Origin of the sequence: Mameliella sp. LZ-28, assembly GCF_012274245.1 — a bacterium.
Taxonomy (GTDB): domain Bacteria; phylum Pseudomonadota; class Alphaproteobacteria; order Rhodobacterales; family Rhodobacteraceae; genus Antarctobacter; species Antarctobacter albus.
The window spans coordinates 1-17,248 of sequence record NZ_JAANYX010000014.1 but is presented as its reverse complement, the minus strand read 5'-3'; the positions used below and the strand labels follow the sequence as shown (position 1 = coordinate 17,248).

Here is a 17,248-nt window from a genome sequence, read left to right as displayed (position 1 = left end):
GAGGCCGGTTCTGGATCACTACTTTGACAGGGGCCGCCGGGGGGGGCGCGCGCCCGGGTTTTTCAAGTGGTTGTCAGGGCACATGGTCACCATCACCGATCCGCGCTACGCGCAGCAATGGCATTTCGACCTCATCGGCGACATCGAGACGGTCTGGCAGGAGGTCAGCGGCGCCGGCATCCATGTCGCCATCTACGACGACGGCATGGACCAGGCCCATGTGGACCTTGCGGCCAATTACGACGCCAGCCTGCACTATGCCGGCCTGGGCAGCGATGACGGTCGCCACAACAGCGGCGCGGACGGCCACGGCACCTCGGTGGCGGGGCTGGTGGGCGCGGCGCGAAACGGGGTCGGCGTGATCGGCCTGGCCTGGGGCGCGCGGCTGACCTCGGTGGATTATCTCAACGACATCCAGACCCGGAGCGACGCGGTGATCGAGGATGCCCTGGCCTGGGGGCGGGTCTTCGACGTGGTCAACCAGAGCTACGGCGTCACGCCCGAGTTCTCGGATGACTGGGACGTGGGCGATCCCGGCAGCTATGCCTGGCAGGAGGCGCGCGGCATGGCCCGCGCCGTGACCGAGGGCCGCGGCGGTCTGGGCACGGTCTTCGTCAAGGCGGCGGGCAACGAGGCCAACGACCCGGTGCTGGCCGGTTACGGCATCCTGGGCAATGCCCAGGGCGAGGGGCACAACGTGCTGCACACGGTGATCGTGGTGGGGGCGGTCGGCCGTGACGGGATGGTGATGGATTACTCGAACTTCGGCGCCAACCTGCTGATCTCGGGGCCGGCCGCCAGCCTGACCACCGATGTCACCGGCAGCGCGGGCTATGACCCGGGCGCCTGGACCAGCAGTTTCGGCGGCACCTCGGCGGCGACGCCGGTGGTCGCGGGCGTGGTGGCGCTGATGCTGGAGACCGAGCCGGGGCTGGGCTACCGCGACGTGCAGGAGATCCTGGCGCAGAGCGCGTCCCAGACCGGATCCGCCTATGGCGGCCCGGCCGAGGGCTGGGAGGCGGGGGAGTGGCGCGCCTATGGCGGCAGCTGGAACGGCGGTGGTCTCAGCTTCAGCCCCAGTTACGGCTTTGGCCTGGTCGATGCCTTTGCCGCCGTGCGCATGGCCGAACACTGGCTGGAGATGCGCGGTGGCGTGGCGGCGACGGAAACCAGCCTGGTGCGCGCCCGTTTCTCGCAGGAGCAGTCGCGCCCGATCTTCGATTTCGCCGATGCCCGGCTGAGCATCACCGTCGACGAGGGCATGGTGATCGAACATGTCTACGTCACCGTCGAGATCACCCATTCCTATGCCTCGGACCTGACGCTGGTGCTGGTGGCGCCCGATGGCAGCGAGGTGGTGCTGGCCGATGGCGATGGCGGCAGCAGCGCGCTTTCGGGCGACTGGACCTTCGGCGTCGCCGCCCTGCGCGGCCTGTCCAGCGAGGGCACCTGGACGGTGCGGGTCAGCGACGGGGCGGGCGGTAACCTGGGCACGCTGAAGGGGATCGCGCTGGAATTCCTCGGCCGTCCCGAAGGCGCCGATGACATCTGGACCTTCACCGATGATTTCCCGGCGCTGCTGGCCGCCGATCCGGACCGGGCGCAGGCCCATGACGGCAATGGCGGCAGCGACTGGATCAATGCCGCTGCCCTGGCCGATCCGGTCACGATCGACCTGGACGAAACCGCGACGCTCGCGGTGGCGGGCAGGCCCTGGGCCGGGATCACCGGCGGGATCGAAAACGCGGTCTCGGGCGATGGCGACGACGTGCTGACCGGCGGGGCAGGGGCCAATGTGCTGCGCGCGGGGCGCGGGCGCGACCTGGTGACCGGGGCAGGGGGGGCGGATGACCTTTCCGGCGGGCCGGGCGGTGACGTGTTGCAGGGCGGCGGCGCGGGGCTCTATCACACCGAGATCTCGGCCCAGGTCTACCGGCTGTACCTGGCGGTCTTCGGGCGGCAGCCGGATGTCGGCGGGCACCAGGTCTGGGTGCAGCGGCTGACCCTGGGCCAGATGGGGCTGGACGGGGTGGCCGGGGCCTTCATCGCCGCGCCGGAATTCGCCGCGACCTATGGCGAGACAACGGACGAGGCCTTTCTGACCCTGCTTTATGCCAACGTGCTGCACCGCGCCCCCGACGCCAGCGGGCTGGCCTCCTGGCTGGCGGCGCTGGAAGGCGGCATGACCCGGGCGCGGGTGGTGCTGCTGTTCGCCGAAAGCCCCGAGCACCAGGCCGCCACCGCCACCGCGCAGGCCGCCTATGACACGGCGCGTGACGTGACCTCCTGGGCCGATGACATGTTCCGGCTCTACCACGCGATCTTCGACCGCGACCCGGATCCGGGCGGCTTCGAGGGATGGACCGGCGCGCTGGCGGCGGGCACGCGCAGCTTCGAGCAGGTGGTGAGCGGCTTCATGGGCGCGCCCGAGTTCACCGAGACCTATGGCGCGGCCACCGACGACACCGCCTTTGTCACCCTGCTTTATGAAAACGTGCTCAAGCGCATGCCCGACCCGGAGGGGCTGGCGGGCTGGGTGGCGCGGCTGGAAGACGGCATGAGCCGGGTCAAGCTGGTGATGTTCTTTCTGGCCTCGCCGGAATTCGTGGCCACGACCACCCCGGCGCTGGCGGCCTGGATGGCGGCGCGCGGAGAGGACGACGTGCTGCGCGCCGATGGCGGGGCGGACCTGCTGTCGGGCGGGCTTTATGCCGACCGCTTCGTCTTTGCCGCCGATGGCGCGGATGGCCCCGTCACCGTGACCGACCTGGAGCCCTGGGACGTGCTGGTCTTCGAGGGCTTCGGCATGGCGGCGGAGCAGCTGCTGGCGGCGATGACCCAGCAGGGCGACGACGTGGTGCTGGAGGCGGCGGGCGAAACCCTGGTCTTCCTCGACACCGACCTGGCGCAGATCGACGCGGGCATGATCGAGCTGGCCTGAGGCGGGCCCAAACTGGCCTGAACGGGACTGTTTCGCGCGCGAAACAGTCCCGGGCGCGGTCAGAGCCCGAAATCCGCCGCCGCCAGGCCGGTGACATCCGCCAGCCGGATCTCGGCATCCGGCGTGCCGTCGCCGTCCAGGTCCATCTGCACGATGGTCGACCCCGAGGGCGTTTCCATCAGCCGCAGCTCGGCGGGGCCGCTGGCGGTGAACCCCGCCGTGCCCCGGAACCCGAAACCGGCCAGGGCCGAGACATCGACCAGGTCCAGCCCGGGCTGGAAATCCATGATCTGGTCCCGCGCGGCGCCAAGACCCGCATCCGCGGCCGAGGCAAAGACGAAGACATCCGCATCCGCCCCGCCGGTCAGGAAATCCCGGTCTGCGCCGCCCGACAGATGGTCCATGCCCTCGCCGCCCCGCAGCACGTCGCTGCCGGCCCCGCCTTGCAGGACATCCGCCCCGTCGTAGCCGAAGAGCGTGTCGTTGCCGCCGTTGCCGGTCAGCCTGTTGTCCCGGTGATTGCCGGCGATCAGGTCGTCGCCCGCGCCGGTTTCGGCATTCTCGAAATTCCGGATCCTATCGCCCTGGGCCAGCGGATCGCCTGACACCGTGTTGTTCCAGAGCCGGAGGGTCACGCTGCTTGTGGCCTGCGCATAGTCGATCGTGTCGCTGTCGACCGGGGATCCGTCCAGGCTTTCCGCGCCGGGGCCGCCGATCAGACGGTCGTCGCCGAACCCGCCGATCAGGCTGTCGCTGCCCGTGCCGCCGTAAAGCGTGTCGTTGCCGCCGCCCCCGAGCAGCCAGTCATCCCCCTCGCCACCCAATAGGCTGTCGTCGCCCTGGTCGCCACTGAGACGGTCGCGTCCCGCCCCGCCCAGCAGGAGATCCGCCCCGCCGTAGCCGTAGATCGTGTCGGCGCCGCCGTTGCCGGCCAGCGTATTGTCCATGAAATTGCCAAAGACCTGGTCGTCGCCCGCGCCGGTTTCGGCATTCTCGAAGTTCAGGATGGTATCGCCCTGGGCCAGCGGATCGCCCGACACCGTGTTGTTCCAGAGCCGGAGGATCATGTTGCCCGTGGCCTGCGCATAAGAGATCGTGTCGCGTCCCCCCGGGGACCCGTCCAGGGTTTCCGCGCCGGGGCCGCCGATCAGCACGTCGTCGCCGATCCCGCCGGTCAGGCTGTCGCTGCCATCGCCGCCGTCGAGCGTGTCGTCGCCGGTTCCGCCCTGCAGGCTGTCGTCCCCGTCCCGGCCCAGCAGCATGTCGTTGCCGCCCGCGCCCATGAGGCTGTCGTCGTTCGGCCCGCCGTAGAGATCCTCGTGAAAGAATTCCCCCTGCAGGGTGGTGAAGGCAGAGCCCGGCGTCTGTCCCGAGAGCAGCACCATGCGCGGGAAATCCTCCGCGTCGCGGGCCGCGGGGCCGGTCAGCGCCTGCAGGTGGGCGGCCAGGTCGTCGTAGAAGGTCATCAGGGCGGTCGACTGCAGGCGGATGTCGCCGAAGGAGGGCCCCGGGGTCGTCACCCTGACCCCGCGCGAGGTCAGGCCGATCAGGTAGGTCTCGGCGGTGCCGTCGCCATCGGCGTCGTAGTCGAGGAAATTGCCGCCGCCGCTCATGCCGCCGACCACGTCGGGCGTGTCGATGGTGAAATAGCCGCCGGTGTCGCCGTTGACGGTCTGGGTGGCATAGCCCAGGAGCGCGCCCGAGGTCTGGTAGAGGGCGCCGCCATAGGCGGGGTCGTCGGGATAGCCGGTGACGGTCACGGGGCCCGAGAGGTCATCGGGGTCCGCCGCGATCAGCAGCGGCACCGCCGGACCGTCGTAGAAATCCCCGCCGGACAGGCGCGCGCCGACATGCAGGCTGGCGTCGAACCCGACCTTGATGAAATCGATGCCGTCGGGGTTGGGGTCGCGGTAGTCGGTCCAGGGGTCTTCCCCCGCGGGCAGGGTAAAGTCGATCTCCGTGGTCGTATGGGCCTCGGCCGGGTCGGCGAGGCCTTGCCGTGGCACCGCCGTGTAGGTGCCGCCGGGGTGGGGGTCATGGTTGTCGGACAGGTAGATCCCGCCGCCGATATGCACGCCGGAATCCTTGACTTCGACCGAGGCCAGGTGCGCCAGAAGGGTCGAATTCTGATTGACGGCGGTCAGTGTCATGTCCCGTTCCCCTGCGGTCTGCCTGTTCTGGCGACGCTAGCAGCCCGGGCCGGTCCTCGACAGGGCGGATGGGTCAAATGCGGTTGAATTCCCGCGCGCCCTGCGCAATTCCGCCCCGGGGATGCCGCGATCGGGACGCCATGTTTCGCGCGCGAAACAGCCAGGGGGCAGCACATGACAACCGTCGCCAGCGATCTCGAACGCTACATGCTGGATCTGATCAACGCCGACCGCGCGGCGCTTGGCCTGGCGCCGCTGGTGCTGGAGCTGAACCTCAATACCTCGGCCCAGGCGCACAGCGACTGGATGGTGGCGGCGGATGTCTTCAGCCACACCGGGGCCGGGGGCAGCAGTGCCACCCAGCGGATGCTGGCCGCGGGCATGGATCTGTCCGGCAGCTGGCGCAGCGCCGAGAACATCGCCGCGGTCTCGGTCTCCGGCTCGGACAGCTATTACGACGAGGTGGCGCAGCTGCACGCCAACCTGATGAACAGCCCCGGCCATTACGCCAACCTGATGGACCCCGACCTGGTGGTGGTCGGCATCGGCATCGCCCTGGGGCCGCTGACCTACGAGGGCTCGGGCACCTGGCCCAGCGTGCTGGTGACGCAGAATTTCGCCGCCACCGGCGGTTTCGTGGATCTCGACCTGTCGGGGGGCAGCGGCAATGAGATGCTGGCGGGGCAGGGTGGGGACGATCACATCGCGGGCGGCGCCGGCGACGACACGTTGAGCGGCGGCGGCGGAAACGACACGCTGGAGGGCGGCGCGGGCACCGACACGGTGCTGGTGGACCAGGCGCGCGGCGCGGTGACGGTGGGCGGCACGGCCGCGGCGCCGGTGCTGAGCGCGCCGGGCATGGTGCTGACCCTGTCGGGCGTCGAGCGGGTGCGCTTTGCCGATGGCGAGGTGGCCCTGGGCGCGCTTTACGGCGGGGCAGGGGGCGGCACCCCGGGCAATGACCTGCTGCAGGGCGCCGAGGGCGCGGTGACGCTGTCGGGGCTGGGCGGCGACGACGTGATCCTGGGTGAGGGGCGCGGGCTTTACGGCACCGATGTCTCGGCCCAGGTCTACCGGCTTTATGCCGCGGTCTTCGGGCGCGAACCGGATGTGAACGGCCACCAGGCCTGGGTCGCGCGGCTGGCCACGGGGGCCCGCACGCCCGAGGAGGTGGTGACCGGCTTCATGGCCTCGCCCGAGTTCCAGGCCACCTATGGCAACACCACGGATGCAGAGTTCGTCACCCTGCTCTACACCAACGTGCTGACGCGCGCCCCGGATGAGGCCGGGCTGGCCTCCTGGCTGGCCAGTCTCGACGGCGGCATGAGCCGCGAACGCCTGGTGCTGCTGTTCGCCGAAAGCCCCGAACACCAGCTCCGCAGCGCCGCCGCGCAGGAGGCCTTTGACATCGCCCGCGACCCGACCGACCAGGTGGACGATGTCTACAGGCTGTATCGCGGCATCTTCGACCGCGAGCCGGACGCGGGCGGGCTGACCGGCTGGGTCGCGGCGCTGGCGGGCGGCCAGCCCTACCCGGCGGTGGTGGCGCAGTTCATGGCCTCGCCCGAGTTCCAGTCGACCTATGGCGCCACCACGGACGCAGAGTTCATCACCCTGCTTTACCGCAACGTGCTGGACCGCGCCCCGGACCCGGGCGGTTTCGCGGCCTGGTCGTCGCAGCTGGCAGGCGGCATGAGCCGCGAGACGCTGGTGGAGCGTTTCGTGAATTCCCCCGAGTTCGTGGCCGGCACGGCCCCGGACCTGGCCGCCTACATGGCGGGGTTCGGCCCGGACGACGTGCTGCGCCCCGGCGCGGGCGACGACATGCTGTCGGGGGGCATGTGGGCGGACACATTCGTCTTTGACCCGGCGGGGCCGGGGGCGAAGACGGTGAGCGACCTCGAACCCTGGGACGTGATCGACCTCACGGGTTTCGGCTATGCCGACGTGGCCGAGGCCATGACGCATGTGACCACGGTGGAGAGCGACGCCGTCTTCGAGGACGCGGGCCTGCGGGTGGTGTTTTTGGGGGCAGAGGTGGACGCGGGGATGGTGCTGGTGTGAGATCGCGGGCCTTGCATCCCTGCGCGGGTTTGCAAGGATGGTCGGAAAGGGAGGGACCCATGCCGTACAGATCCGCCGCACTGCTGTCAGCCTGCCTGCCGGGGGTCCTTGCGCTCTGCCTGTCCTTGTCCCCTCCGGCCCTGGCGCAGGGGCAGCCCCTGCTGGACCAGGCGGGCAAGCCGCTGGTGCTGGGGGCGAAACGCGGGCCCCGGCGCAAGGCCGGCCTCTGCCTGGATTACGGCAAGACGCGGTTCCGGGATGGCGCGCCCTATCGGGTCATCGAGCCGGACCGGACCATCACCAGCCACGAGGGCATGGATTTCTGCAAGCGCGCCGGGTCGCCGGTGATCGCCCCGCTCGACGGGCGGGTGCGGTTCGTCGAACAGGACAACGCGGTCTACGGCGGTGTCGTGGCGATCACCTCGGGGGCCTCGGTACGGCCGCGCCCCGGCCTGGCGCCGCAGCAGATCTTTGTCGAGATGGTGCATATCGTGCCGCTGCAGGGCCTCCGCCCGGGACAGGCGGTGACGGCCGGGCAGGTTGTCGGCCATGTTCAGAGGGCCAACCGGCCCAGCATCGGCAAGAGCCCGCATGTGCATTTCGCCCTGCGGCGCTGCAACGACTGGGCAACCTGCCACCTGGACCCGAATTTCTTCTGGCGCGACGGGCCGGGGCGCCTGTCATGCCACGACGGATCGAAACCCCTGCCGCCGGGCCGGATCGTGGCCCCGGTCCCCTGCTGAGGTCTGTATATTACATAACATAGATTATCGGCAGGCATTCCTGCCACCCTCTCATGCCCCCCCCGCGCGGCCCTCCGTCAGCGCGCGCAGCGGTCCAGCAGAACGTAATCCAGGGCAAAGTAGTCGCGGATGAAATCCTCGATGTCGGGCGTCAGCAGGACCGCGTTGGGCAGGTTCCGGAACCTGTCCAGTTTCGCGGGGGGCACATCCGCCAGTGCCTCGTCCACCGTGCCCTCGTGGCGGGGCGCGACGTTCTGCATGCCCAGCCGTTCGCGGCGCAGCGCCTTCGGGCAACGGTCCAGCACGAAGCGTTCAAAGGCGTCGATGTCCTCGATCCGGAACAGGTGGTCCCAGCGGCAGGTTTCCAGGTAGCGCGACTGCGGCGCCCAGTGCGGGTCCATCTGCTCGCGCGGGGCGAGGTTGATGTAATGGCAGAACTGGCGGAAGGTGATCCCCTCCTCGACCTGCGCCTCGGTGATCTCCTCGCAGCCCAGCAGGAAGCGGTAGACCGGCGTGGTGTGATGCAGCACCGAGGCCACCCGGCGGTTGCGCACGAACTTGTCCCAGTAGCAGCTGATCAGCCGGTCGACCGGATCGCGCAGGATCGCCACCCGCGCCCAGTCCGGGTCGCGCATGATGGCGTCGAACTCCCGCTCGGAGCGGTAGCGCGCCTGCAGCCGCACCTTGCCGCTGTCCAGCAGCGTGTGCACCGGCTTGTCGACCGCATGCCCCGAAAGCCGCAGCGCCCAGTCCTTGACCGAGGTATTGGCCACCTTGGCGATCGGGCAGAACAGGATCCGCGCCGGTTCCACCACCAGGATCGACCCGTCCCAGGGCCCGCGCCGATGGGTCGCCAGCACCGGGCCCTTCTTCCAGTACTCGCGCGAGTTCAGCATGTTGTTTTCCAGCCGCCGCAGCGGCAGCTGGCGCTCGATCAGCGACTGGGCGGTCTCGGGGTGGGCGCTGCGGCCGAGGTAGAACCGGTAGGTGGCCTCGATCAGTGCGGCGTCGACGGGGGCCTTGGGGTCCGGGTCGGTGCGATCCATGCGGGGTCTCCTGGGTCAGGCCGCGCCGAGGCGGGCATAGGCCGGGGGCAGCGCGTCCAGCACCGCCTCCCATGTGTAGCGCGCCACGTCCCCGGGCGCGCGGCTGCCGGTCAGCGTGCCGGCAAAAAGCGCGCGCACATGGGCGCGGAACTCGGTCTCGGTCGCGGCGACATGGACGCCGCCCAGGCTCATGGCCTCTTCGAAGCCGCGAAAGGCGGTGCGCATGGCGATCACCGGCTTCAGCGTCAACAGCGCCTCGGCGGTCTTGAGGTTGGTGCCGCCGCCGGAATTGATCGGCAGGCAGATGCCCCTGGCATGGGCCAGCAGCGCCTGCAGCTCGTCCTCCTCGACCCGGCCGGTGATGCGCACCAGGTGGTCGTTGAGACGGCGGAAATGACGGTGGCGGGCATCGGCCTGCAAGAGATCGCCGACCCCGCCCACCACGGCCAGGCGGGCGTCGGGCGGGATGCAGCCGGGGATGCGGCCGATCACGTCCCAGTAGCCCTCGGCATTGGGCGCATGGCCGCTGCCGGCCAGCATCAGGTAGTCCTCGGCGATGGGACGCGGCACGGATCTGTCCAGCACCGGCGGCCAGCAGCCGTTGGGCGCCACGATGACGGGTGTCTCCCGGCCCGGCGCGCGCCAGCCCTCCAGCACCGCGGCATCCGCGGCGCTGACCGCCAGCACCAGGTCGGCGCGTTCCACCGCCTGCCGTTCCAGCGTCTCGGTCTCGGCGCGGTAGCGCTCGGGCGCCAGCACGCTCTCGATGTTCTGCGACCCGTAGACGACGGCGGGACGCCGTGGCAGCCCCTCGGTCAGGGCGTCGAGCAGCGGCATCAGCCAGGGCTGTTCGAAATGCAGCACGTCGGGGCGGATCTCTGCCAGCCGGTGGCGCGCCGCTTCGAAGGCGGGCAGGCCGGGGCGCAGCAGAGAATGCATGTGCAGGTCCTCGCGCAGCCCTGCCCGCGCCAGGTCGGCATGCAGCTCCACCGGCAGCGCGGTCAGCGCCTCCTCGGCGTCATGCTGCGGGTAATGCGGCCCAAAGAAGAAGGGCATGGCCCGGACCTCGTGGCCGGCCCCGCGCAGCACGCGGGTCACCGCCTCCAGCCGGCGCTGGCCGCCGTGGAACGGAGAACTGACGGGATAGGTCGAAAGCGTGACGATCTTCACGGGGGCAGAGCTCTCGTTGGCCGGAATGCGCGGTTCGGGCGGTGTATCGCCCCGTTCGGGACCGGAATGCAATGTGCCAACTGTGCCACGCCGCCCCGGTCGGAGATCCGCCGCGCATGGGGACGTCTTGCACGACAGAGGGGGGCGTCATGCCACCCGCCTTCGGCGCCTCCCGGGGGATGTCTGCAAGGAAGCAGCCAGGGGCGTCACGCCTTCGTGTTTCTTCTTGGTAAAAATACCCCGGGGGGTCCGGGGGGCTGGCCCCCCGGTGGTGGTGCGGTCCGGGGGGCTGGCCCTCTGGCGACGGTGCGGTCCGGGTCAGCCGGCGCGGCTTTCGACCGCGCCGTCCTGCAGAAAGGCCTCGAAATCGGCCAGCAGGTTGGCGCGGAACTCTTCCCAGCTGTAGCCGCCGAAGGCCTCGGCCCGGGCCAGGGCCCCGGCATAGGTGTCGGCGTCGGTCATCAGCGCAAGGGCGCGCGCCATCCAGGCCTCGCCGTCCATCAGCGGCAGCGTGTCCGCCGCCCCCTGTGCCGCCTCGACGATCGAGGGCGCGTCCGAGGTCAGGCAGGGTTTGCCGTGGTTGAGGCTTTCGACCACCGGCAGGCCCCAGCCCTCGTAATGCGAGGGGTAGAGCGTGAAGCGGCAGGTCTCGTAGAGCACGCCAAGCGCCTCGTCGTCGACATCGGTCAGGATGCGGATCGCCCGGTGCGGCAGGCCCACGTCCTCGGCCAGCATCTCGGTGAAACCTTCCATGTTCCAGCCGGGCTGGCCGACGAAGACCAGCGGCAACACCGCGCCCGGGTGGCGCTTGTGCAGCTCGCGCCAGAGCCGGTAGGCGAACTCGTGGTTCTTGCGCGGTTCCAGCGTGCCCACCATCAGCACAAAGCCGCCTGCGTCGAGATCGTGCCGCGCCAGCGTGCCCCGGGTGACCTCTGGCGTGGCCTCGTCCGAGGCGCTGTCGGCCCCCAGCAGCACCGGCGTCACCCAGCGGTCGGGCAGCGGCGGGTAGCCGTGGTCGTCGATATGGGCCAGCAGGTCCTGCCGGGTGGTGTCGGAGATGGTCCAGACCTGGTCGACCCCCCAGAGCACCCAGTGCAGCGCCAGCGGAAAGGTTTCCTTGGTGGTGGGTTCGGTCAGGTGCCGCCAGAGCACCGGGATCAGGTCGTAGATCAGGTAATGCACCGTCCAGCCATGCGCCTTGCGGGCATGGTAGGCGTATTCATAGCGGTTGTCCGACCAGAAACCGCCGACCGAGAGGTACTGTGTCACCTCTTCCGGGGCGATGGCGTTGTCCGGGGCAAAGCGGGCCTCGGCCTGCGCGTCGAGCTGGCCGTGGTGCAGCTGGTGGTTGACCATGTCGGTGCGCGACATCCAGGGGCCCAGTTTCGGTGCCAGCCGCTCGGCCCGGCCCAGCCAGCGGCGCAGGCTGGAATATTCCTCGAGGCTGACGCAGGAGAGCGCGCCGGCGATGGCCGCGTCGCGGCGGATCTCGGTGGCGGGATCGCTGCCGGGAAAGCTCCGGATCGCGCGGCGGATGTCGCGCGCCAGCCGCAGCCGCCGCAGGTGGCGCCGCCAGCGCGAGGGCGACATCGCCACCCGGTCCCGTGCCGGCACTTTCCAGGCCCGTGCCGAGAGCAGCGCGTCGATTTCCCCGGGCGGGACCCGGTAGTAGCCGCCCAGGACGGGATGGTAGATGCCAAAGGTGACCGCCTCGCCATAGGCGCTGCGGAAGGCGCGGATCACCTCCTGTTCGACCCTCAGAAGCCCCATCGCCTTCCAGTGGCGGAAATTGTAGCTGGTGGTGATATCGACAAGGATCATGGGCGGCCCGGTGCGGGGAATTTGGCGCGTGGCTATAGCAAGCGGCGCAGCCTGCCAAGGGCAGGCGGCGGAGAGTGGCGGAGCGCCGCATTCCGTGGCAGAAGCAGCGCGGTCAGAGGCCTGGACGAGGACATGGGATGGGGACGGAGCCCGGCGCGGCCCCGGTGCGGGCGATCCTGCACATCGGGGCACCGAAATGCGGCAGCTCGGCGCTGCAGCGGGCGCTGAGCGCCACGCCGGTCCTGCGCGGGGCCGAGGGCAGGCGGCATCTCTACCTGGCCGGGCGGCAGGGCGAGGCGGGGCTGGGGCCGGTCTCGGGGCGGCGGCTTTCGGTGATGATGCGCCACGCGGTGCATGGCTATGCCTGCTGGCCCAATGTCGCGCGGCAGGACGATCCGGGCGCCTACTGGGCGGCGGTGGGCGCGGCCATCGCCGCCGAGAATGCCCGCGGCCATGTGCCGATCCTGTCCAGCGAGGGCTGGATCGCCCATGCGGTGCGCGCCCCGGAGCTGGCCCGCGCCGCGGGGATCGACCTGCTGGACGCGGTGGTTTTCGTGCGCCCGCCGCTGGACTGGCTGAACGCCGCCTACTGGCAATGGGGGATCTGGCACACCGGCTTCTTTCACAACCGCCAGGTGGAACGCTGGCTGGAGCGGGCGCGCTACGACGTCGGGCCGCATGTGGCGGCCTGGGCGGCGCAGCCGGGGGTGCGGCTGGCGGTGGACAGCGCCCGGGGCGACGTGGTGGCGGGCTTTGCCGCGCGCTATGGCCTGCCGCTGACCCCGGGGGGGCAGGTGAACCGCGCCCCGCCGCCGGCGCTGACCGGGTTCCTGCTGCGCAACCGCCGCTTTCGCCCGACCCCGCATGACAGCGCGGTGGAATTCGTCGTGCAGCGCTGGTGCGATTTCGCGCCCTCGCAGAAACTCTGGGCCTTCCTGCCGCGCTTCGTGCAAACCGTCTGGCCGCGCCTGCAGGAGGACATGGCCCGGATGATGGAGGCGCTGCCCGCGGAGGTGGCGGAGCGGCTGCTGGCCGAGCCGGGCTGGACCTCGCTCGATCCCTACTGGGCGCGGATGAAGGCCGGGCCGACGCGGCTGGACGCGCCGGAGGACCTGGCGGCGCTGTATGACGGGCTGGCCCTGGGCGCGGCCCGGGCCGGTGCAGGGCCGGGCGATGTTTCGCGCGCGAAACCCGCCGCCTCGGCCCCGGTCGAGGACTGGGACAGGGCGATCGCCGGGCTGCTGGAGCCGCTGCTGGAGGCGGACCTGCGCTGGCGCCGCCGGGGGGCGCTCAGGCGGATGATCGGGGTCTAGAGCAGGAAATCCGCGTCGGTCAGCAGGATCGGCAGCAGGCCGCTGTTGCGGATCGCCAGCGTGTCGGCGCCGCTGCCCACCATCCAGTCGTCGCCGGCGCCGCCCGACAGGGTGTCGTCCCCTGCCCCGCCGCGCAGCCAGTCCGGCCCTTCGCCGCCAAAGAGCCCGTCGCCCCCCCGGCCGCCCCGCCTGCACCGGGTGCAGAATCGGGCGCGGGCCCCGCGGGGCGTGCCGCAGGTCTACCCGCCACCGCCCGCGCGGCGGAGGGAATTCGGACAGTTTGGGTAAACTTGTCGAACTCTCTGAAAGGAAAGGGAAAGCTTTTCCGCGCCGCGCCGGGCGCGGCCTGTTCCCGATCCGTCCCGGGGCGCGCCCGGGCGATGTTCACGGTTTGTTAAGCCCGGGAGGCGAGATTGTTAACCAAGATGAAGAGGCGGCCGCGGGCTGTCCCGGAGGATGCCAGCCATGACCACCACCTATCAGTCCAGCTCCTCCACCACCGTTTTCGTCGCCAATGGCGCCAACGTGGTGCTGCGGGACTACAACGACATCTACACCGCCAACGGCGACGGCTTCGAACTGATGGCGGGGCCGCTGATCACCAGCCTCTTTGTCTACGGCTATGTCTGGGCCGACGACAACGGGGTCGAGGTGCTGGCCGACAACGTGCGGATCGCCAATTTCGGCATGCTGAGCAGTTTCACCGGCGATGCGATCAATCTCTCCGGCGGCGCGGGCACGGTCGAGATCCTGAACTACGGCACGATCCTGGCCAATGACGGCGAGGTGATCGACATCGACAGCGCCGGGGACAAGACCATCACCCTGTTCAACGCGGGCACCCTGACGGCGCGGGACGCGGACCTGGTGTTCGACGGCGCCATCGCGGGGATCTCGATCACCAACACCGGGCTGATGGAAGGCGCGGGCCTGGCCATGAGCGGCACCGGGTCCAGCCGGCTGGTCAACTCGGGCGAGATCCTGGTGACCCATGTCGACATGCGCTCGGCCGGGCCGGCGGTGCTGATCAACCGCGGCACGATCACCGACCGCGACGGGACCGGAGAGCTGATCCGCACCGGCAACGGCGCCGGGGATACGGTGGTCAACGCGGGCACGATCCTGGGCGATATCGACCTGGGCGGCGGGCCGGATTTCTTCGAGAACGCGGGCCCCGGCGTGACGGCCGGGCGGGTGCTGGGCGGTGACGGTGTCGACACGCTGGTCGGCGGCGAAAGCGCCGACAGGCTGGAGGGCGGCGGCGGCAGTGACACGCTGGTCGGGCGCGGCGGCGACGACGTCCTGGATGGCGGTGCGGCGGATGACCTGATCCTGGCCGGGCTGGGCAGCGACGAGCTGCTGGGCGGCGCGGGCAATGACACGATGACCGGCGGCGGCGGCGACGACAGCCTGTCGGGCCAGTCGGAGGCAGACGTGCTGGTGGGCCAGGACGGCTCCGACTGGCTGGACGGCGGGGACGGCAACGACACGCTGGACGGCGGCGACGGCAACGACACGCTGGAAGGCGGCGACGGTGTCGACGTGCTGCGCGGGCGCGCCGGCGAAGACGAGCTGGCGGGGGGCCTTGGCCTCGATTTCCTGACCGGGGGGGCGGATGCGGATACCTTTGTCTTTCGCACCACCGCCCATGCGGGGACCGGCGCCACCCGCGACCAGATCCTCGACTTCGAGCAGGGCAGCGACCTGATCAATGTGGTCAGCATGTCGCCGGGGGTGTTTTCCTTTGTCGGCACCGATGCCTTTTCTGGGCCGAACCAGGTCCGGGTGATCGAGACGGCGACCGGGTCCAGCATCGTGCAGTTCGACGTCGATGGCGACGGCCTGGCCGACGCCGAGATCCGCGTCGCCGGTGTCACCGGGCTGACGGCGGAGGATTTCGCGCTCTGAGACCCGGTCCGGCGCCGCCATGATCGGGGCCGCGAGCTGACACATATAATTTTCCGGACAGACGCCCTGTGGGCGTAGCATGGGGGCAGGTCCCGAGTTCGGCCGTTTGCGCGCAAGCGGAAACGGACGCGTGTTTCCCGTGCAAACCCGATCATTTTGCGCCGGACGCTGCGCGAGACCCGCCGTGGGCCGGCCCTTTTTCCTGGAGGTTCCAATGGCCCTGAGTTTTCAATCCGTCAATTCGACATCCATGGTCACCGTCACCAACGGCGACGATCTGGTGGTGCGGGAATTCGTCGATATCTACGTCGTCGGCACCGCGGTCACGCTGTCCTCGGGCAGCGGCCGGACGGGCATCGTCAACCACGGCGACATCTACGGCTACCTGCCGCTGAACGTGAATTCCGACCATTCGCGCATCGTGAACTACGGTACGGTGACGGGGGTGCGCCAGTCGACCTTCAACGCCGGCGAGGCGATCAACATCGGCGGCGCCGGGGGCCGCCACGAGATCATCAACCTCGGGACCATCACCGGCGACGGCGACCTGATCGAAACCTCCGAGGCCACCGGCCCGATCGACCTCTATTTCCTCAACCGGGGAACCGCCGTCACGGACAGTTCGATCATCTGGTCCGGACATGACTTCGACGAGGTCCATGTCGACAATGCCGGCTACCTGAGGGGATCCTATCTCAGCCTGACCGGCGCGCGGACAGCCTTTGTGCGCAACACCGGCACGATCGAGACCGAGGGCCTCAGCTTTGGCGCCGACGAGGGCGGGCATCTCTACAATGCCGGGGTGATCGCCGGGACCGGCACCCGCGACCTGATCCTGACGGGCAGCAACAACGCCGGTGTCTCCGGTGGCGTCAACGACGATGTCGTCGTCAACGCGGGCCTGATTTCCGGTCGCGTCTTCCTTGGCAGCGGCGACGACCGCTACGAAGGCGTGCGCGACGGCATCGTGACCGAGCGCGTGCGCGGCTACGACGGCAACGACACGCTGGTGGGCGGCAGCGGCGACGACCTGCTCGACGGTGAGAACGACCAGGACCTGCTGGTGGGCCGTGACGGGGACGACACGCTGCTGGGCGGTGCCGGGTTCGACACGCTGATCGGCGGCGACGGCAACGACGAGATGGACGGCGGCAACAACAACGACACGATGAACGGCAACGCGGGGGCGGATACATTGCTGGGCGGGTTCGGCAATGACATCCTGGTGGGCCAGGATGGCAACGACCTGCTGGAGGGCGGCGCGGGCAACGACACCATGGACGGCGGGGCCGGGGACGACGTGCTGGAGGGGGGCGACGGCAATGACGTGTTGCGCGGCCGCGCCGGAGAGGACGAGCTGTCCGGCGGGCTGGGACTCGATTTTCTGACCGGGGGCGCGGATGCCGACAGTTTCGTCTTTCGCACCACGGCGCAGGCGGGGATCGGCGCCACCCGCGACCAGGTGCTGGATTTCGAACCGGGGCTGGATGTGATCAACGTGGTCAGCATGTCCCCCGGCGTCTTCGAGTTCCGCGGCACAAGTCCCTTTGCCCCCTCCGGCAACCCCGAGCTGCGGCTGGTGGAAACCGCCACGGGATCGACCATCGTGCAGTTCGACGTGAACGGCGACGGCACGGCAGATGCCGAGATCCGGGTGGCCGATGTGATCGGGCTGACGGCGGCGGACTTCGCGCTATAGGATATTTCTTTCCGGCGCCGCTCTTCTCTGGGTGGCGGCACCCCCTGCCGGTTCCGGGAATGTTTTGACCTTGCGTCAATTTTGACCAAGCATGGAGGCAGGTTCTTTGTCCCCCGGTCCCTCCGGAGGTGAGATTTGTTTTCGCGCCTTGCGCAGATTTTGACAGAGAGGAGACGGCCCCATGGCATCTTTCAACATCAACACATTGGTGACCACGCAGCAGGTGCTGGGCCCCAGCGAGGCCGGCATCATCGGCCCCGACGGCAGCCTGCAGGTCTTCAACACGCCGGTCATCGCCAATGCCGCCAACGCGCTGCTGGTGCAGGGCTCGATCCTGGGATTCTCCGTGGGTGTGAACGCGCTCAACGCCTCCGCGCTGGAGGTGGTGGTGGG

Annotated in this window: 11 protein-coding genes and 1 pseudogene; 7 read left to right on the top strand and 5 right to left on the bottom strand. The window is 69.8% G+C overall.

Going from position 1 to position 17,248, the window contains the following annotated elements; all coding sequences use genetic code 11:
* The first annotated feature begins 82 nt into the window (after positions 1-82).
* Positions 83-2,941: a DUF4214 domain-containing protein gene (locus G9Q80_RS11440; RefSeq protein WP_168246472.1), complete on the top strand. Its 2,859-nt coding sequence runs from the start codon at positions 83-85 to the stop codon at positions 2,939-2,941.
* 59 nt (positions 2,942-3,000) lie between these two features.
* Here G9Q80_RS11440 and G9Q80_RS11435 read toward each other — a convergent pair whose 3' ends face one another.
* The gene (locus G9Q80_RS11435; RefSeq protein ID WP_168246471.1) at positions 3,001-5,091 is read right to left on the bottom strand and encodes a calcium-binding protein; all 2,091 of its coding nucleotides are present in this window, start codon (positions 5,089-5,091) and stop codon (positions 3,001-3,003) included.
* Positions 5,092-5,265: 174 nt separating this feature from the next.
* Here G9Q80_RS11435 and G9Q80_RS11430 point away from each other — a divergent pair, with 174 nt between their 5' ends.
* Both G9Q80_RS11430 and G9Q80_RS11425 read left to right on the top strand, forming a co-directional pair.
* Entirely contained in the window at positions 5,266-7,155 is a 1,890-nt protein-coding gene (locus G9Q80_RS11430) for a DUF4214 domain-containing protein (protein ID WP_168246470.1), read from the top strand.
* 59 nt (positions 7,156-7,214) lie between these two features.
* Complete coding sequence (locus G9Q80_RS11425) at positions 7,215-7,898, top strand: M23 family metallopeptidase (protein WP_168246469.1); 684 nt, start codon at positions 7,215-7,217, stop codon at positions 7,896-7,898.
* A 77-nt stretch (positions 7,899-7,975) separates the two neighbouring features.
* On the opposite strand, the gene G9Q80_RS11420 is transcribed toward G9Q80_RS11425, so the two are convergent.
* The 3 genes from G9Q80_RS11420 to G9Q80_RS11410 form a co-directional block, all read right to left on the bottom strand.
* Positions 7,976-8,944, bottom strand: coding sequence for a sulfotransferase family 2 domain-containing protein (locus tag G9Q80_RS11420; RefSeq protein ID WP_043147133.1), 969 nt, complete (start codon positions 8,942-8,944; stop codon positions 7,976-7,978).
* Positions 8,945-8,959: 15 nt separating this feature from the next.
* On the bottom strand, positions 8,960-10,186 hold the full coding sequence (locus G9Q80_RS11415; RefSeq protein ID WP_168246468.1) for a glycosyltransferase: 1,227 nt from the start codon (positions 10,184-10,186) through the stop codon (positions 8,960-8,962).
* Positions 10,187-10,432: 246 nt separating this feature from the next.
* Positions 10,433-11,935 carry a glycosyltransferase family 4 protein gene (locus tag G9Q80_RS11410; protein WP_043147138.1) on the bottom strand — a complete coding sequence of 501 codons (1,503 nt, stop codon included), beginning with the start codon at positions 11,933-11,935 and terminating at the stop codon, positions 10,433-10,435.
* Positions 11,936-12,072: 137 nt separating this feature from the next.
* Between G9Q80_RS11410 and G9Q80_RS11405 the strand changes: the two genes are divergently transcribed.
* Positions 12,073-13,248: a hypothetical protein gene (locus tag G9Q80_RS11405; protein WP_043147139.1), complete on the top strand. Its 1,176-nt coding sequence runs from the start codon at positions 12,073-12,075 to the stop codon at positions 13,246-13,248.
* On the opposite strand, the pseudogene G9Q80_RS28435 reads toward G9Q80_RS11405, so the two are convergent.
* Positions 13,245-13,421, bottom strand: a pseudogene (locus G9Q80_RS28435) (hypothetical protein); the annotation flags it as partial. The gene G9Q80_RS11405 and the pseudogene G9Q80_RS28435 overlap by 4 nt on opposite strands.
* Before the next feature lie 292 nt (positions 13,422-13,713).
* Here G9Q80_RS28435 and G9Q80_RS28430 point away from each other — a divergent pair.
* The 3 genes from G9Q80_RS28430 to G9Q80_RS11385 form a co-directional block, all read left to right on the top strand.
* Complete coding sequence (locus tag G9Q80_RS28430) at positions 13,714-15,156, top strand: calcium-binding protein (RefSeq protein ID WP_168246467.1); 1,443 nt, start codon at positions 13,714-13,716, stop codon at positions 15,154-15,156.
* 214 nt (positions 15,157-15,370) lie between these two features.
* The gene (locus G9Q80_RS28425; RefSeq protein ID WP_168246466.1) at positions 15,371-16,855 is read left to right on the top strand and encodes a calcium-binding protein; all 1,485 of its coding nucleotides are present in this window, start codon (positions 15,371-15,373) and stop codon (positions 16,853-16,855) included.
* A 181-nt stretch (positions 16,856-17,036) separates the two neighbouring features.
* Positions 17,037-17,248 (top strand): hypothetical protein (locus G9Q80_RS11385; protein ID WP_168246465.1); only part of this gene is annotated, 212 nt, incomplete at its 3' end.

What these genes read in the sequence shown, in the direction of transcription:
- G9Q80_RS11440 (WP_168246472.1), top strand. Translation starts at nt 83, where the DNA reads ATGGTCACCATCACCGATCCGCGCTACGCGCAGCAATGGCATTTCGAC.
- G9Q80_RS11435 (WP_168246471.1), bottom strand. Translation starts at nt 5,091, where the DNA reads ATGACACTGACCGCCGTCAATCAGAATTCGACCCTTCTGGCGCACCTG.
- G9Q80_RS11430 (WP_168246470.1), top strand. Translation starts at nt 5,266, where the DNA reads ATGACAACCGTCGCCAGCGATCTCGAACGCTACATGCTGGATCTGATC.
- G9Q80_RS11425 (WP_168246469.1), top strand. Translation starts at nt 7,215, where the DNA reads ATGCCGTACAGATCCGCCGCACTGCTGTCAGCCTGCCTGCCGGGGGTC.
- G9Q80_RS11420 (WP_043147133.1), bottom strand. Translation starts at nt 8,944, where the DNA reads ATGGATCGCACCGACCCGGACCCCAAGGCCCCCGTCGACGCCGCACTG.
- G9Q80_RS11410 (WP_043147138.1), bottom strand. Translation starts at nt 11,935, where the DNA reads ATGATCCTTGTCGATATCACCACCAGCTACAATTTCCGCCACTGGAAG.
- G9Q80_RS11405 (WP_043147139.1), top strand. Translation starts at nt 12,073, where the DNA reads ATGGGGACGGAGCCCGGCGCGGCCCCGGTGCGGGCGATCCTGCACATC.
- G9Q80_RS28430 (WP_168246467.1), top strand. Translation starts at nt 13,714, where the DNA reads ATGACCACCACCTATCAGTCCAGCTCCTCCACCACCGTTTTCGTCGCC.
- G9Q80_RS28425 (WP_168246466.1), top strand. Translation starts at nt 15,371, where the DNA reads ATGGCCCTGAGTTTTCAATCCGTCAATTCGACATCCATGGTCACCGTC.